We start from the raw sequence: 15,310 nt of genomic DNA, 5'->3' as shown, positions 1-15,310 counted from the left end.
CGCGAAACGGGCCCCGCACCGGCTGGTGCGGGGCCCGTTTCGCGTCCGGCCGGGAACCCGGGGTCAGAGCTTGACCATCGGCACGCCGCCGACGAGCATCAGCCGCACCTTCCCGGCGCTGCCGAAGTCGATGACCACCGTCGCCGTCGGCCCGGAGCCGCGGGTCTCGAGGACCGTGCCGAGGCCGTACTTGTCGTGGCTGACCCGGTCGCCGACGGCGAGCACGAGATGGTTGTTGCGCGAGCGCGCGGCCCCGAAACTCGGTGTCGACTGCCGGTCGTCGCCGAACCGGGACGCTCCACCCCCGAAGCCGGAGCCGACTCCGCCGTAGCCGCCCCGGCCCCGGCCGGCTCCGATGGCGTGACCACCGGCCACCCCCGGATCCTCCCGGCGCCACTCCACGAGTTCCTGCGGAATCTCTTGCAGGAAGCGCGATTCCGGATTGGTCACCGGCTGCCCCCAGGCCGAGCGCAGCACCGCCCGGCTCAGGTAGAGGCGCTGCCGCGCGCGGGTGAGCCCGACATAGGCCAGGCGCCGTTCCTCCGACAGCTCGGCCGGGTCGCCGAGCGCTCGCATGTGCGGGAACTGCCCGTCCTCCCACCCGGTCACGAACACCACCGGGAACTCGAGACCCTTGGCGGTGTGCAGCGTCATCAGGGTGACGACCCCGTCGCCCTCCTCGGGGATCTGGTCGGCGTCGGCCACCAGCGACACCCGTTCGAGGAACGCGGCGAGCGAGCCGGGCTCGGGCTCCCCCTCCGCGCCCTCCCGTTCCTCCTCGAGGCCCGCGGCATTGCGGGCATCCGAACTGAATTCCCTTGCCACGCTGACCAACTCGTTGAGATTGTCGAGCCGCGTGCCGTCCTGCGGGTCGTCGCTGGCCTCGAGCTCGGCGCGGTAACCGGTGCGGTCGAGGACCGCCTCGACGACGTCGCCGATGTCGACGAGGTCGTTGCCGTCGGCGTCGGTCTCGGTGAGCATCCCCCGCAGCTCGTCCATGAGGTCGACGAACGCGGCGATGGCCTTCTGCGAGCGGGTGTTCAGCAGGGGCACGGTGCCCTCGGCCGCGTCGCGCAGGGCCCGGCCGAACCCGACCGCCGTGCGTTCGGCGTGCACCGCCACGCAGGCCTCCGCGCGGTCGCCGATGCCGCGACGGGGGGTGTTGAGGATACGGCGCAGGCTGACCGTGTCGTCCGGGTTGGCGAGCACCCGCAGGTACGCGACGAGGTCGCGAACCTCCTTGCGCTCGTAGAAGCGCACGCCGCCGACCACCCGGTAGGGCACGCCGTGCCGGATGAACACGTCCTCGAGGGCACGGGAGGAGTTGTTGGTGCGGTAGAACACCGCGACGTCGGCGAACCTGGCCTCACCGGCGTCGACGAGCCGGTCGATCTCCGCGGCCACGAACTGCGCCTCGTCGTGCTCGTTGTCGGCGACGTACCCGGTGATCGGTTCCCCCGCGCCGGAGTCCGTCCACAACCGCTTCTCCCGTCGTCCGGTGTTGCGCGCGATCACCGCGTTGGCCGCCGAGAGGATGTTCTGGGTGGAACGGTAGTTCTGCTCGAGCAGGATCGTGCGAGCGTCGGGATAGTCGCGTTCGAACTCCTCGATGTTGCGGATCGTCGCGCCGCGGAACGCGTAGATGGACTGGTCGGCATCGCCGACGACACACAGCTCCCCCGGCGCGACCGCATCGTCCGTCACGGTGTCGTCCGCACCGCCCACGAGCGTGCGCACGAGCACGTACTGCGCGTGGTTGGTGTCCTGGTATTCGTCGACGAGAACGTGGCGGAACCGTCGGCGGTAGTACTCCGCCACCTGCGGATGCGCCTGCAACAGTGCCACCGTCTCGCCGATCAGGTCGTCGAAGTCGAAGGCGTTGGCCGCGCGCAGCCGCTGCTGGTAGTGCGCGTAGACCCGCGCGACGATCCGCGGCAGTTCCGCCGCCTCGCGGTCCGCGTCGGCCGCGGCCTCCTCGGGGCCGATCAGCTCGTTCTTGAGATTGGAGATGTGCGTCGCCAGCAGCCGCGCGGAATACCGCTTGACGTCGAGGTCGAGATCCTTGGCGATCATGGTGAGCAGCCGCCGGGAGTCGTCCGCGTCGTAGATGGTGAAGTTTGAGTTCATCCCCGACAGCAGCGCCGACTGCGCCCGCAGGATCCGCACGCAGCTCGAATGGAACGTCGACACCCACATGCTGTTCGCGCGCGGACCGACGAGGTGGGCGACGCGCTCGCGCATCTCGGCGGCGGCCTTGTTGGTGAACGTGATCGCCAGGATCTGGCCCGGCGCCACCCCACGCTCACCCAGCAGGTACGCGATGCGCCGGGTCAGCACCGCCGTCTTGCCGGAACCGGCCCCCGCGACGATGAGCAGCGGAGACCCCGTGTGGGTCACGGCCTCCCGTTGCTGGGGATTGAGTCCCTCGAGCAGCGCGTCGGGGGTCATCGCCCGCACCCCCGAATTCGACGCGGGGACGGGACGGCCGGAGGCAACGGGTGTGTTCATCGTGGTACCAAACTACCGGCGATCGCCGACAGCCGTGCCGGCCGGGCCGGGGCGATTCGGCAGGTATGCCTTACTTGGCCGGTTCGGGGACGGGTGGCAAACTGAACGTCATGTCATGCGCTCCACGTCGCCACTATCGGCGACACTTCCATCGGTGTGAGAGCCGATGACCGAGGCCTGACCACACCCGAGGCTTCGGCTGCTGCGCCACCGAAGTCCCGAGCCGACGGCCGGACCGGTAACGCCCGCAGTATCCGAAGCGATCCCAGAGCTGACGCGAGGAGACGACATGAGCACCAACACCGAGGCCGCCGGTTCCGGAGCCAGCGCATCCGACGCTGCCCTGCCCACCACCGAGGCGGAGATCGACGAGCTCCGCAAAGAGATCGACCGGCTCGACTCCGAGATCCTGGCGGCGGTCAAACGCCGCACCGAGGTCTCGCGCATCATCGGCCAGACCCGCATGGCCTCCGGCGGTACCCGCCTGGTGCACAGCCGCGAGATGAAGGTTCTCGAGCGCTTCAGCGAGCTGGGCCAGGAGGGTCACACCCTGGCCATGTTGCTGCTGCGGCTCGGCCGCGGCCGTCTCGGTCACTGAGGCCACGGCCGTCTCGGTCACTGAGGCCACGGCCGTCTCGGTCACCGAGGCCACGGCCGTCCGGGTCACCGAGGCCACGGCCGATTCGGTCACCGAGTCCCGCCGGTACGCCCCCGAGCCCGTCGGTCCCGACGCTCGGGGGCGTCACCGTCGCGCAGGTCACTGCAGCGCGATGTACTTCGTCTCGAGGTACTCCTCGATGCCTTCACTGCCGCCCTCGCGGCCCAGCCCGGAGGCCTTGACACCGCCGAACGGCGCCGCCACGTCGGAGATCACGCCCCGGTTGACGCCCACCATGCCGGACTCGACGGCCTCGGCCACCCGCAGCGCCCGGTCCAGGCTCTGCGTGTAGATGTACGCGGCCAGTCCGTATTCGGTGGCGTTGGCCGCATCGATCGCCTCCTGCTCGGTGTCGAACCCGGCCACGGCGGCGACGGGGCCGAACACCTCCTCCCGCAGGATCCGGGCCTCGGCCGTCACCCCGTCGAGCACGGTCGCCGGGTAGTACCACCCCGGGCCGTCGGGGACGGATCCGCCGAGCCGGAGGCTCGCCCCGGCCCCCACCGCGTCCTGCACCAGCGCGCCGACGGTCTCCCGCTGGCCGGCGTTGATCAACGGCCCGAGTGTGGTGCCGGGGTCGGTGCCGCGCCCGAGCCGGTACTGCGCCATCCGCTCGGTCAGCTTCTTCACGAACTCCTCTCGCACCGAGTTGGCGACGTGGAAGCGGTTCGCGGCCGTGCACGCCTCGCCGCCGTTGCGTAGCTTCGCGGCCAGCGCGCCCTCGACCGCGGCGTCGAGGTCGGCGTCGTCGAACACCAGGAACGGCGCGTTGCCGCCCAGCTCCATCGACGTGCGCAGCATCGCCTTCCCGGCCCGCTCGGACAGGGCCCGGCCGACCCCGGTGGAACCGGTGAAGGTCAGCTTGCGCAGGCGGGGATCGTCGATCAGCGGACCGGTGACCGCCCCGGCGCGCGACGTCGGCAGCACGGACAGCACCCCCTTCGGCAGGCCGGCCTCGGCGAACAGCTGGGCGAGCAGCAGCATCGTCAGCGGGGTCTCCGACGCGGGCTTCATCAGGATCGTGCAGCCCGCAGCGAGGGCGGGACCGATCTTGCGGGTGCCCATCGCGAGCGGGAAGTTCCACGGCGTGATCGCCAGGCACGGTCCCACCGGCTGCTTCGTCACCAGGATCCGTCCGTTGCCCGCGGGCGCGTGGGTGTAGCGGCCCGCGATCCGCACCGCCTCCTCGGCGAACCAGCGGAAGAACTCGGCACCGTACTTGGCCTCGGCCCGGCTCTCCGGCAGGGCCTTGCCCATCTCCAGGGTCATCAGGAGCGCGAAGTCCTCGGCACGTTCGGTGATCCGCGCGAACACCGAACGCAACAGTTCGCCACGTTCGCGCGGCGGGGTCGCGGCCCACTCGTGCTGGACGGCCACCGCGGCGTCGAGGGCGCGGACGGCGTCCGCCGGACTCGCGTCGGCGACGTCGGTGAGCGTGTCGCCGGTGGCGGGATCGTGGACGGGGAAGGTGGCGCCGTTCTCTGCGGCCACCCACTCCCCGCCGAGGAACAGTTCTGTCGGTACGGTCCGGATCAGTTCTTCGGTGTCCATGACCCACATCATGCGCTCCACGACCCGAGCGGATTCCGAACCCGCCGGTAACTGCGGCCCCGCACTAGGCTCTGAATTCATGAGCGACGTGACTCGAACCGCACCGTGGCAGCAGCTGTCCCAGCACCGTTCGGAGCTCGAGGCGGTGGATCTGCGGGGGTTGTTCGCGGCGGATCCGGGGCGGGCGCAGCGGTTCTCGCTGACCGTCGGGGAGTGGTACATCGACTACAGCAAGCATCGGATCACCGACACCACGGTGGGGTTGCTGCTCGAGCTGGCCCGGGCGTGTGGGCTCGAGGCCCGCCGCGATGCGATGTTCGCCGGGGACCGGATCAACACCACCGAGGACCGGGCGGTGCTGCACACCGCGCTGCGGCTGCCGCGGTCGGCGACGCTGACCGTGGACGGCACCGACGTGGTCGCCGAGGTGCACACGGTGCTCGACGCGATGGCCGGCTTCGCCGAGAAGGTCCGCTCGGGCACCTGGCGCGGCGCCACCGGCGAGCCGATCGCCACGGTGGTGAACATCGGGATCGGCGGCTCGGATCTGGGCCCGGCGATGGTGGCGCGGGCGTTGCGGCACTACGCCGACGGCCCGGCGGTGCGGTTCGTCGCCAACATCGACCCGGCGGATCTGACCGCGCAGCTGACCGGCCTGGACCCGGCCACCACGCTGTTCGTGGTGGCGTCGAAGACGTTCACCACCGTCGAAACGCTCACCAACGCCACCGCCGCGCGGCGCTGGCTGGTCGCCGCGCTCGGCGAGGACGCCGTCGCGGCGCATTTCGTGGCGGTGTCCACGAACGCGAGCAAGGTCGCCGAGTTCGGCATCGACCCGGCGAACATGTTCGGGTTCTGGGACTGGGTGGGCGGGCGGTACTCGGTGGGCTCGGCGATCGGGCTGGCGGTGATGTGCGCGATCGGGCCGGTGCGCTTCGCCGAGTTCCTCGCCGGGATGCACACCGTGGACGAGCACTTCGCCACCGCCCCGCTGGAGGCGAACGCGCCGGTGCTGCTCGGGCTGCTGGGGGTGTGGTACGCGTCGGTGCTGGGGGCCCAGTCGCGGGCGGTGCTGCCCTACAGTCAGGACCTGGCCCGGCTGCCGGCGTATCTGCAGCAGCTGACCATGGAGTCGAACGGCAAGAGCGTGCGGCGGGACGGCACGGCGGTGGACCACGACACCGGGGAGATCTTCTGGGGGGAGCCGGGCACCAACGGGCAGCACGCGTTCTACCAGTTGCTGCACCAGGGCACCCGGCTTATCCCGGCGGATTTCGTCGGGTTCGCCGCCGCGTGCGAGGACCTGCCCACCCGGGACGGGACCGGCAGCATGCACCAGATCCTGCTGGCGAACATGCTCGCCCAGGCCCAGGTGCTCGCGTTCGGGCGCACCGCGGCCGAGGTCGCCGCCGACGGCACCGACCCGGGGTTGGTGGCGCACAAGGTGATGCCCGGCAACCGGCCCTCGACCACCCTGCTCGCCCCGGCGTTGACCCCGGCGACGCTGGGCCAGTTGATCGCGTTGTACGAGCATCAGACCTTCGTCCAGGGCGTGATCTGGGGCATCGACTCGTTCGACCAGTGGGGCGTCGAACTCGGCAAGACCCAGGCCCTGGCCCTGGCACCGGCCCTGACCGGCGCGGCGGACCCCGACACCGGCGACACCTCCACCGACACCCTCGTCCGCACCATCCGGCGGTGGCGTCAGAAGTAGAGCAGGCACCCGTCACGGCGGGCTTGCACCGGTTTCCGACTGCGGAAACGGGGGCAAGCTCACCGATTCGGGCGCAAGCTCCGCCGCTCAGGCGGCGTGCGGGCGGGACCAGCGGCGCGTCGTGTGCACCCGGCCGCCGCTGTCCACGAGCCGGGCGGCGAGATCGTACTGCTCGAGCCACCGCACCGCCGGCGCCCCGCGGCGCAGCGCCGCCGCGGCCGCGGCGTCGGCCCACAGCGCGTCCCCGGCGATGACGGTCACCTGCGCCCACCGCCCGGAGACGTCGTTACCGCCGTTCTCTTCCACCTCGTCGGGTTCGGCGGCGCGCACGCGCGTCGCCATCGCGCTGCCCGCCGGAAGTTCGACCGTGCCGGCTCCGGGGATGGCCACCTGCCAGCCCCCGGCGGGGCTGTGACCGGCGGTGGCCGTCACGTCGCCCATGCGCACCAGGACACCGCATTCGAGACTGCGTGCGACGGTCGCGGCGGCCCGATCGGCCGTGTCGGCCCTGGCCGTTTCGGTGATGTCGAGGTTGACGCCGAACGGGGCCAGCACGGTCTCGCCGTCGAGGTGGATGTCGCTGTAGTCCGGAAGCGGATGGATGGGCGGGGTGGCCTCCTCGTCGATTCCCGCGTCGTCGGCCGACAGGGGGCTCACCGCCCCGTCGGTCATGCGGGCGACCCAGAGCGCCGAGCGCAGCAGCGCCGACAGCCGCGGACTGACCTGCACGGGAATGCCCTGGGCGAGATTGACCTCGTGGATCTCCGCGTCACCGCGCAGGGGGTTGCAGGCCGCCTCGGATTCTGCGATCGCGGCGCGCACCAGCGTTTCGGCCTCCACCAGTGCGGCGCACTCGGTGACGGCCACCTCGACCGGGACCCCCCACTCCCGCCATTCGCTGCTGCTGATCATGAGGGGCTCCGGCCTCGCTCGACGATCGTTGTCGTTACCCCAGTATGCCCCTGCGGATCGTCGCCGGTCGGATGCGCGCGAGAATCGCCACTGTTCAGATGCGCGCGAGAATCGCCACTGTTCAGATGCGCGCGAGAATCGCCGCGGTGTCCACGCCGGTCGGCATGGTCCCCAGGGCGATGCCCCAGTCGTCGCCCAGCCGCGTGGCGCAGAAGGCGTCCGCGACTGCGGGATGCCCGTGGCGCACAAGCTGTGCCCCCTGCAGCACCAGCGCCATCAGCTCCACGATCCGGCGGGCCCGGTATTCGACGTTCTCGAGGTCGGCGAGTTCCTTGCCGACCCGGGCCACGGCGTCGTCGAGCCGGGGGTCGGCGCCCTCGGCGAGGCGCAGCTCGGCGAAGAACGCGTCCACGGTCTCGGGCTGCTTGACCATCGCCCGCAACGCGTCGAGGGCGGCGACGTTGCCGGAGCCCTCCCAGATCGACATGAGCGGTGCCTCGCGGTACAGCCGCGGCATCCCGGATTCCTCGGCGTAGCCGTTGCCGCCGAGGCATTCGAGAGCCTCCGCGGCATGCGCGGGGGCGCGCTTGCACACCCAGTACTTGGTGACCGCGAGGGCGATGCGGCGCAGCGCCGCCTCCTGCGGATCGGTCGACGCGCGGTCCGTCGCGCCGGCGAGCCGCATCATCATGGTCGTCGCGGCCTCCGACTCGACGATCAGGTCGGCGAGCACGTTCCGCATGAGCGGCTGGTCGACGAGCAGGGCGCCGAACGCCTTCCGGTGCCGGGCATGATGCACCGCGCGCAATGTCGCCGCGCGCATCCCGGTCGCCGAGCCGATGACGCAGTCGAGGCGCGTCATGTTCACCATCTCGATGATGGTGTTGACGCCGCGGCCCTCCGCACCGACGAGCCAGCCGGTTGCGCCCTCGTATTCGATCTCGGAGGAGGCGTTGGACTTGTTCCCGAGCTTGTCCTTGAGCCGCTGGATGTGGATGCGGTTGCGGCTGCCGTCGGGAAGCACCCGCGGCAGCAGGAAGCACGAGACGCCGCTCCCGGTCTGCGCCAGGGTGAGGAACAGGTCCGACATCGGGGCGGAGGTGAACCACTTGTGCCCGACGATGCGATAGCTGCCGTCCGCCTGGGGGGTCGCCGTCGTCGTGTTGGCCCGCACGTCCGATCCGCCCTGCTTCTCGGTCATGGACATGCCGGCGATCAGGCCGCGCTTGGTGGACGGTTCGCGTAGCCCGAAGTCGTAGTGCGGGGCGGCGAGCAGCGGCTCGTACGTCGCGGCGAGTTCCGGGTTGTGCCGCAGCGCCGGGATCACGGCGTACGTCATGGAGATCGGGCACATGTGTCCCGCCTCCGCCTGGCCCCACACGTAGAACTTGGCGGCCCGGGCGACGTGCGCACCGGCCCGGGGGTCGCGCCACGGCGCCGCGTGCATGCCGTGCTCGACGGCCACCGTCATGAGGTCGTGCCAGTGCGGATGGAACTCGACCTCGTCGATGCGGTGCCCGTAGCGGTCGTGGGTGCGCAGCACGGGCGGGTACTCGTTGACGAGCCTGCCCCAATCCTGCGCGCGCACACCGCCGGCGAGCGCGCCGATCTCCCGGACCTCGTCCTCGGCCCAGGCCGCGCCCTCGCGGCGCAGGCCCTCGAGCAGCGCCGGGTCCGCCGCCGCCTGGTAGGGCACCAGATCCGGGACCTGGTTGAACACCTCGTGAGTGGCGGGAAAGTTCACCGGGTGGGGGGCGGGCGAGGTCACCGGGTGGGGGGCGGGCGAGGTCACCGGGTGGGGGGCGGGCGAATTCACTGTCGGGCTCCTAATGCGCGTAGGGCGAATGCGACGAGTTCGGGAACAGTGTCGGCGGCGGCCGCACCGGACTGCAGCGGACCGGTGAGGACCTCGCCGACGGCGCCGACGAGGGCGGCGGCGGCGAGGGCCGCGTTCCGGGGGGCGAGATCGCCCGAGTCGATGCCCCGGCGGACGGCCCCTTCGAACGCGGCCGCGAAGGCGCGGCGCAGCACCAGGCGCTCGGCGTCGACGGCCGCGTCGACGGGTTCGGCGAGCAGGGCGTAGGCCAGGGTGGGGTTGCGCATGGCGCGACGGGCGAAGGTCTCGACGACGGCGGCGACCTGCGCGGCGGCGCCGTCCGGCCGTGCCGTCTCGGCGGCGGCGACCACGGCGTCGACCTCCCGCCCGCACAGGCTGCGGAAGATGCGCACCATCAGCTCGGACTTGTCGACGTAGTGCCGGTAGACGCTGCCGGTGGCAACGCCGGCCCGCTCGGCGACGGCCGCGATGGACAGGCCCTGGTAGCCCCGTTCGGACAGCAGGCTCACCGCGGCGTCGGCGATCGCGTCGCGTTGCGCGTCGAGCCGTTGCTGCACGGCGGGGGTCCGGCGGTAGGCCACGAAAGGATTGAACCTCGATTCATAGCTTGGGTCAAGGATCGCGGCTACCGTCGGGGAGGTGAACCGGCTCAGCGTGGTGGACGAGATCTTCCTGCACAGACACCGTGGCCTCGGCATGCCCGTCGCCCTGCAGGGACTGTGGCGCACCGGCGACACCGTCGGCGCCCCCCTGCTGATCTCGCTGCACGACGCGCTCGGCCGCAGCCCCCTCGGCCGGCGCGTCGTGCGCCCGCACGTCCCCGGCGCGCGCCCCCGGCTCGAACCGGGTCACCACAGCTACCCGCTGCGCTACCCGCCCGAACCGATCCCCGCCGCCGACGTCCTCACCTGGGCGGACCAGCAGGCGGAGGTGGACGTCAACCCCGAACTCGGACCGGGATGGGCGCTGACCGCCACCCGGGTCGAGGGCGGCGGGACCGTCGTCTCGCTGGTGTGCTCGCACGTGCTCGCCGACGCGCGCGGCCTGATCGACGCCGTCGCCGACGCGCTGGCCGAGCGGATCCGCCCGTCCGACCCGGCGCGCGTCTCCGACGTGCGCGACGCCGCGCGCCTGGTCCGGCGCGTCGCCCGGGGCATGCGCCGGGCCCGCTGGTCCCCCGCCACCGAGAAGCCCCCGCGGCCCCGCCCGATCCGCTCCCCCGCCCGCACGGCACTGCTCGACGTCGACGCGACCGCGTGGGACACCGCGGCGGACGCGGCCGGCGGCACCCCCAACTCCCTCTTCCTCGCGCTCGCCGCGGGCATCGCCCACCGCGCCGGGCTCGACTGGCCGCTGCGGATCGCGGTGCCCGTCGACGGCCGCACCGCCGCCCCCGGCCTCCCCGACGACGGCGCCGGCAACGGAGTGACGATGACCGAGGTGGTGGTCGACGCGTCCGACACCCCGGCCTCGATCCGCCACCGCGCCCGTGCGGCGTACACCCGCCGCCGGGAGGGGGCGCCGCACGGCCTGCCGGACGAGGTGCTGCAACTGCTGCCCGACCGGCTCGCCGCGCGCCTCGCCGCGGGGGCCGGCGAGCGGGACCTGCTGTGCTCCAACATCGGGCCGCTGCCCCCTGTGCTCGACGGATTCGGCCCGCACCGCACCACCGGCGTCGCCACCCGCGCCGTCCACCCGGGCCTCGCGACCGCCCGGGCCTCGACGTCCACCCGGCTCGCCGCGTACCTGTGCCGGCAGGGCGACCGCTACACCCTCGCCCTCGTCGCGCTCGACGACGAGCACTTCCCGACCCGGGCCGCCCTGCGCGCGGACACCGACGCCGAGCTCGCCGCCCACGGGCTGCACGGCCGGCACTGGTAACCGCGGCACCTATGACTCGGCGTCACGTACAGTTCGAGCATGGCGGCTGAGACCCTTGTCACTGTTCCCGACGGCGCCCTGCGCGGCACCCGCATCGGCGACCTCCTCGCCTGGCGCGGCGTCCCCTACGCGGCACCCCCGGTGGGACCGCTGCGGCTGCGCGCCCCGCAGCCGGTGCAACCGTGGACCGGTGAACGCGATGCCACCCGCTTCGGCGCCGCGGCGAGCCAGCATCCGCGCGGCCTGACGATCGGTTTCCGGAAGCAGCAGCCCGCGAGCGAGGACTGCCTGACGCTCAATGTGCTGGCGCCCGCGGCGCCCGCCGCAACGCCGCGGGCGGTGCTGGTGTTCATCCACGGCGGCGCCTACACGCTGGGCACCACGGCGATGCCGCTCTACGGCGGGGAATCGCTGGTGCGCCGTGGTGACGTCATCTACGTGTCGATCAACTACCGGCTCGGCAGCCTCGGCTATCTCGACTTCACCCAGTTCTCCACGGCGGAAAGGCCTTTCGACTCGAACCTGGGGCTGCGCGACCAGGTCGCCGCGCTGGCATGGGTGCGCCGCAACATCGCCGCCTTCGGCGGGGACCCCGACAACATCACGATCTTCGGCGAATCCGCCGGCGGCAACGCCGTCACTACCCTGCTCGCCACACCCGCCGCCGCGGGACTGTTCGCCCGCGCCATCGCCCAGAGCTCGGCACCGAACCTCGTCGTCGACGCCGACCACGCGACCGAGTGGGCGCGACGTTTCGTCGAACTGCTCGGCGCAGAACGAGATTCCGCGGTCGCGGCGCTCGAGTCCGCGACCCCGGCGGAGCTCGGCCGCGCCGCCCAGCGGCTCAGCGGGCGCATCCTGCACCAGACGCCCGGACTGCACGCGTTCGGTCCCGTCATCGACGGCGACTACCTACCCACCGCCCCGATCGAAGCCTACGAAACCGGTGCCGCACATCGGGTTCCGCTGATCATCGGCACCAACGCGCGGGAGGGCACGCTGTTCCCGCGGGTCCTCGACGCGCTGCCCACCAATCAGCTCCGCATCGAGCAGATGTTCGGGCTCACCGATCCCACGGCCCAGGAGCGCGTCGTCGCGGCCTATCCCGGCTACCCGGAGGCCCGCGCGGCCGTCGATCTCGGCGGCGATCTCACGTTCTGGCATCCCTCGATCGAGATCGCCCAGGCCCACGCCCGCCACGCCCCCACCTACAGCTACCGGTTCGACTACGCGCCGCCGCTGCTGCGCTGGACCGGCTTCCACGCCACCCACGCGTTCGAGCTGCTCGCCGTGTTCGGCCAGGCCGACACCGCGCTCGGCCGGGTGGTCACGGTCGCCGGGGGCCGGCGCGCGCTGCGCACGGTGAGCGACACGGTGCAGCGTCAGTGGCTGCACTTCGCGCAGGAGGGCGAGCCGCTGCCGTCGTGGCCGCGCTACGACGAGCGCGACCGCGCCACCGTCATCTTCGACGACCCGACGCGCGTGGAGTACGACCCGTGGCGGGAGCGGCGGCTGGCCTGGGCCGGGTACCGCGGCTACCGCGGTCTCGCGCTGCCGCAGGCGGGAGCGGTCACTTGACCACGGTCAGCAGGAACACGACGTCCTCGAGCGCGGTGACGCTGTGCCGGACGGTGGGCAGCACCAGGTAGTCGCCGGTTGAGCCCTTCCAGGAGTCGTCGCCGGCGATCAGGGACAGCCGCCCGCCGAGCACCTGCAGCGACCCCTCGCCGGGGCCGTCGTGCTCGGCGAGTTCGTGGCCGGCCAGCAGTGCCACCATCGTCTGCCGCAGATGCTTGGCGTGCCCGCCCAAGATCGTCTGCGAGCTGCGGCCGCTGCTCGATGCCGCCGCCAGCTTCAGTTGCTGTCGCGCCAGAGCCGTGAGGGAAAGCTTGTCCATGGCAGCCCTTCCTGGTCGGGGTACGCCCTCGCAGTATGGCCCACCGGGCGCGCCACCGGTCAGGTTCGCGCGTACCGGACGAAGCGGAACCCGATTCCGTCGCCGGATTTCTGCCGCGCGCCGACGTCCACGGCCGTCCACCCGGGACCGATCCGCGGGGCGAAGGCGTCCGCGCCGACCTCGAGGTCCACCTCCGTGACGAGCAGCCGCGTCGCGTGCGGCATGGCCTGCGCGTAGATCTGGCCGCCGCCGATGACGCAGACGTCACCGCCGCCGGCGAGCGCCAGGGCCTCCGGCACGCCGTGGGCCACCTCGGCGCCCGCGTCCGACCAGGCCGGGTCACGGGTGACGACGATGTTGCGCCGGCCGGGCAGCGGCCGGAACCGCGGCGGCAGCGACTCCCACGTCAGCCGGCCCATGATCACCGGTTTACCCGTCGTCGCGGCCCGGAAGTGCGCCATGTCCTCGGGGATGCGCCACGGGATCGCGCCGTCACGGCCGATGCCGCCGTCGCGGTCCTGCGCCCAGATCAGGACGATGTCGCCCGTCTCCGTCATACCGCGACCGGCGCCTTGATCGGCGGGTGGTGCCGGTACCCGGTGATCTGCACGTCCTCGTACTCGTAGTCGAAGATCGACCCGCGCCGGTTCAGCTCCAGGGTGGGATACGGGTAGGGCGCGCGGGAGAGCTGCTCGGTGACCTGCTCGACGTGGTTGTCGTAGATGTGGCAGTCCCCGCCCGTCCACACGAACTCGCCCGGCTCGAGGTCGGTCTGCTGGGCCACCATGTGGGTCAGCAGCGCATAGCTGGCGATGTTGAACGGCACGCCGAGGAACAGGTCGGCGCTGCGCTGGTACAGCTGGCAGCTGAGCTTGCCGTCGGCGACGTGGAACTGGAAGAACGCGTGACACGGCGCGAGCGCCATCCGGTCGATCTCGCCGACGTTCCACGCGGAGACCACGATGCGCCGCGAGTCGGGGTCGGTGCGGATCGTGTCGATCGCCTTGGTGATCTGATCGATGTGCCCGCCGTCGGGGGCGGGCCAGGAGCGCCACTGCACCCCGTAGACGGGACCGAGCTCGCCGTCGGCGTCGGCCCACTCGTCCCAGATCGTGACGCCGTGCTCCTGCAGCCACTTGACGTTCGAGTCGCCGCGCAGGAACCACAGCAGCTCGTACACGATGGACTTCAGGTGCACCTTCTTGGTGGTGATCAGCGGAAAGCCCTGCGAGAGGTCGAAGCGCATCTGGTGCCCGAACAGGCTGCGCGTCCCGGTGCCCGTGCGGTCGGCCTTGGGCGTGCCGGTGTCGAGCACCAGGCGGAGGAGGTCTTCGTACGGGGTCGGCACGGCAGTCACCACGACAGGCTATCGCCCGTGCGTGGTTGTGGTCGTTGGGGCAGCCCGAAGCACGCACGGGCGATAGCCTGACTCCATGCCCGAGCTGCCCGAGGTGGAGGCCCTGGCGGTGTTCCTGCGCGAGCACGCCGTCGGTGCCGTCGTCGGCCGGATCGACGTGGCGGCGCTCAGTGTCCTGCAGACCGCCGACCCGCCGATCACCGTGCTGCAGGGCCGCGACGTCACCGGCGTGTCCCGCTTCGGGAAGTTCCTGGCCGTCGACTGCGCCGGTCTGTGGCTCGTCACGCACCTGTCGCGGGCGGGGTGGCTGCGCTGGCAGGACAACCCGTCGCCGGCACCGCCGAAGCTGGGCCGGGGGCCGCTCGCGCTGCGGGTACACCTGTTCACCCCCGACGCCGCCACCCCCGCCTTCGACCTCACCGAGGCCGGCACCCGCAAGCGCCTCGCCGTGTGGATCGCCGACCGTCCGCAGCAGGTGCCCGGCATCGCCCGGCTCGGTCCCGACGCCCTGGCCGTCACCGCCGACGAGCTGGCCGCGCGGCTGGCGGGCAGCACCGCACGCCTGAAGACCGCCCTCACCGACCAGCAGGTGCTCGCCGGGATCGGCAACGCCTACTCCGACGAGATCCTGCACGTCGCCCGGCTGTCGCCGTTCGCGCCGGCGGGCCGGCTCACCGACGAGCAGCGGCAGGCGCTGTACGACGCGCTGCGCACGGTGCTCCTCGACGCCGTGAGCCGTTCCGTGGGCCAGGATGCCGCGCGGCTCAAGGGTGAGAAGCGGTCCGGGATGCGGGTACACGCCCGCACGGGCCTGCCGTGCCCGGAGTGCGGCGACACCGTCCGCGAGGTCGCCTACGCCGAACGTTCCTTCCAGTACTGCCCCACGTGCCAGACCGGCGGGAAGATCCTCGCGGACCGGCGGCTGTCGCGGCTGGTCAAGTGAGTGGTGTCGTTCGGGACCCGCGCAGATCCGGAAGGACACCACGGCGGTAGCG

At 72.1% G+C, this 15,310-nt stretch carries 13 protein-coding genes; 5 read left to right on the top strand and 8 right to left on the bottom strand.

Going from position 1 to position 15,310, the window contains the following annotated elements:
- Positions 1-63: 63 nt before the first annotated feature.
- Positions 64-2,448, bottom strand: coding sequence for a DNA helicase PcrA (pcrA, locus tag HFP48_RS07495; protein WP_170914053.1), 2,385 nt, complete (start codon positions 2,446-2,448; stop codon positions 64-66).
- A gap of 349 nt (positions 2,449-2,797) precedes the next feature.
- Between pcrA and HFP48_RS07490 the strand changes: the two genes are divergently transcribed.
- Complete coding sequence (locus HFP48_RS07490; RefSeq protein ID WP_029541984.1) at positions 2,798-3,106, top strand: chorismate mutase; 309 nt, start codon at positions 2,798-2,800, stop codon at positions 3,104-3,106.
- A 159-nt stretch (positions 3,107-3,265) separates the two neighbouring features.
- Here the strand turns inward: HFP48_RS07490 and HFP48_RS07485 are convergent, their stop codons facing one another.
- Positions 3,266-4,717 carry an NAD-dependent succinate-semialdehyde dehydrogenase gene (locus HFP48_RS07485; protein ID WP_029541981.1) on the bottom strand — a complete coding sequence of 484 codons (1,452 nt, stop codon included), beginning with the start codon at positions 4,715-4,717 and terminating at the stop codon, positions 3,266-3,268.
- A 79-nt stretch (positions 4,718-4,796) separates the two neighbouring features.
- Here HFP48_RS07485 and pgi point away from each other — a divergent pair, with 79 nt between their 5' ends.
- Positions 4,797-6,431 (top strand): glucose-6-phosphate isomerase, encoded by a 1,635-nt coding sequence (gene pgi / locus HFP48_RS07480; protein ID WP_168579295.1) that lies wholly within the window; start codon positions 4,797-4,799, stop codon positions 6,429-6,431.
- An 87-nt stretch (positions 6,432-6,518) separates the two neighbouring features.
- On the opposite strand, the gene HFP48_RS07475 is transcribed toward pgi, so the two are convergent.
- The 3 genes from HFP48_RS07475 to HFP48_RS07465 form a co-directional block, all read right to left on the bottom strand.
- Complete coding sequence (locus HFP48_RS07475; RefSeq protein ID WP_006933240.1) at positions 6,519-7,343, bottom strand: FAD:protein FMN transferase; 825 nt, start codon at positions 7,341-7,343, stop codon at positions 6,519-6,521.
- 121 nt (positions 7,344-7,464) lie between these two features.
- Entirely contained in the window at positions 7,465-9,087 is a 1,623-nt protein-coding gene (locus HFP48_RS07470; protein ID WP_044475732.1) for an acyl-CoA dehydrogenase family protein, read from the bottom strand.
- A 68-nt stretch (positions 9,088-9,155) separates the two neighbouring features.
- On the bottom strand, positions 9,156-9,761 hold the full coding sequence (locus tag HFP48_RS07465; protein WP_168579294.1) for a TetR/AcrR family transcriptional regulator: 606 nt from the start codon (positions 9,759-9,761) through the stop codon (positions 9,156-9,158).
- 58 nt (positions 9,762-9,819) lie between these two features.
- On the opposite strand from HFP48_RS07465, the gene HFP48_RS07460 reads away from it, so the two are divergent.
- Both HFP48_RS07460 and HFP48_RS07455 read left to right on the top strand, forming a co-directional pair.
- Positions 9,820-11,061: a hypothetical protein gene (locus HFP48_RS07460; RefSeq protein WP_029541965.1), complete on the top strand. Its 1,242-nt coding sequence runs from the start codon at positions 9,820-9,822 to the stop codon at positions 11,059-11,061.
- 39 nt (positions 11,062-11,100) lie between these two features.
- Positions 11,101-12,639, top strand: coding sequence for a carboxylesterase/lipase family protein (locus HFP48_RS07455; protein WP_168579293.1), 1,539 nt, complete (start codon positions 11,101-11,103; stop codon positions 12,637-12,639).
- Here HFP48_RS07455 and HFP48_RS07450 read toward each other — a convergent pair.
- The 3 genes from HFP48_RS07450 to HFP48_RS07440 are packed head-to-tail and all read right to left on the bottom strand — an operon-like array spanning position 12,632 to position 14,306.
- Positions 12,632-12,958, bottom strand: coding sequence for a cupin domain-containing protein (locus HFP48_RS07450; protein ID WP_006933250.1), 327 nt, complete (start codon positions 12,956-12,958; stop codon positions 12,632-12,634). The genes HFP48_RS07455 and HFP48_RS07450 overlap by 8 nt on opposite strands.
- A 59-nt stretch (positions 12,959-13,017) precedes the next feature.
- Positions 13,018-13,515, bottom strand: coding sequence for a dihydrofolate reductase (locus tag HFP48_RS07445; protein ID WP_006933252.1), 498 nt, complete (start codon positions 13,513-13,515; stop codon positions 13,018-13,020).
- Positions 13,512-14,306 carry a thymidylate synthase gene (locus tag HFP48_RS07440; RefSeq protein ID WP_006933254.1) on the bottom strand — a complete coding sequence of 265 codons (795 nt, stop codon included), beginning with the start codon at positions 14,304-14,306 and terminating at the stop codon, positions 13,512-13,514. Before HFP48_RS07440 ends, HFP48_RS07445 begins: the two co-directional genes overlap by 4 nt.
- A gap of 85 nt (positions 14,307-14,391) precedes the next feature.
- Between HFP48_RS07440 and HFP48_RS07435 the strand changes: the two genes are divergently transcribed.
- Positions 14,392-15,258 (top strand): DNA-formamidopyrimidine glycosylase family protein, encoded by an 867-nt coding sequence (locus HFP48_RS07435; RefSeq protein WP_029541959.1) that lies wholly within the window; start codon positions 14,392-14,394, stop codon positions 15,256-15,258.
- The last annotated feature ends 52 nt before the right edge of the window (positions 15,259-15,310 follow it).

Source organism: Rhodococcus sp. DMU1 (genome assembly GCF_012272955.1).
Classification (GTDB): domain Bacteria; phylum Actinomycetota; class Actinomycetes; order Mycobacteriales; family Mycobacteriaceae; genus Rhodococcus; species Rhodococcus aetherivorans.
The sequence above is the reverse complement of the archived record's forward strand: the minus strand, read 5'-3'. Positions and strand labels throughout refer to the sequence as shown.

Excerpts from the sequence above, each read along its gene's own strand:
- HFP48_RS07475 (WP_006933240.1), bottom strand. The coding sequence starts at position 7,343 with ATGATCAGCAGCAGCGAATGGCGGGAGTGGGGGGTCCCGGTCGAGGTG.
- HFP48_RS07435 (WP_029541959.1), top strand. The coding sequence starts at position 14,392 with ATGCCCGAGCTGCCCGAGGTGGAGGCCCTGGCGGTGTTCCTGCGCGAG.
- HFP48_RS07485 (WP_029541981.1), bottom strand. The coding sequence starts at position 4,717 with ATGGACACCGAAGAACTGATCCGGACCGTACCGACAGAACTGTTCCTC.
- pgi (WP_168579295.1), top strand. The coding sequence starts at position 4,797 with ATGAGCGACGTGACTCGAACCGCACCGTGGCAGCAGCTGTCCCAGCAC.
- HFP48_RS07490 (WP_029541984.1), top strand. The coding sequence starts at position 2,798 with ATGAGCACCAACACCGAGGCCGCCGGTTCCGGAGCCAGCGCATCCGAC.
- pcrA (WP_170914053.1), bottom strand. The coding sequence starts at position 2,448 with ATGACCCCCGACGCGCTGCTCGAGGGACTCAATCCCCAGCAACGGGAG.
- HFP48_RS07455 (WP_168579293.1), top strand. The coding sequence starts at position 11,101 with ATGGCGGCTGAGACCCTTGTCACTGTTCCCGACGGCGCCCTGCGCGGC.
- HFP48_RS07450 (WP_006933250.1), bottom strand. The coding sequence starts at position 12,958 with ATGGACAAGCTTTCCCTCACGGCTCTGGCGCGACAGCAACTGAAGCTG.
- HFP48_RS07445 (WP_006933252.1), bottom strand. The coding sequence starts at position 13,515 with ATGACGGAGACGGGCGACATCGTCCTGATCTGGGCGCAGGACCGCGAC.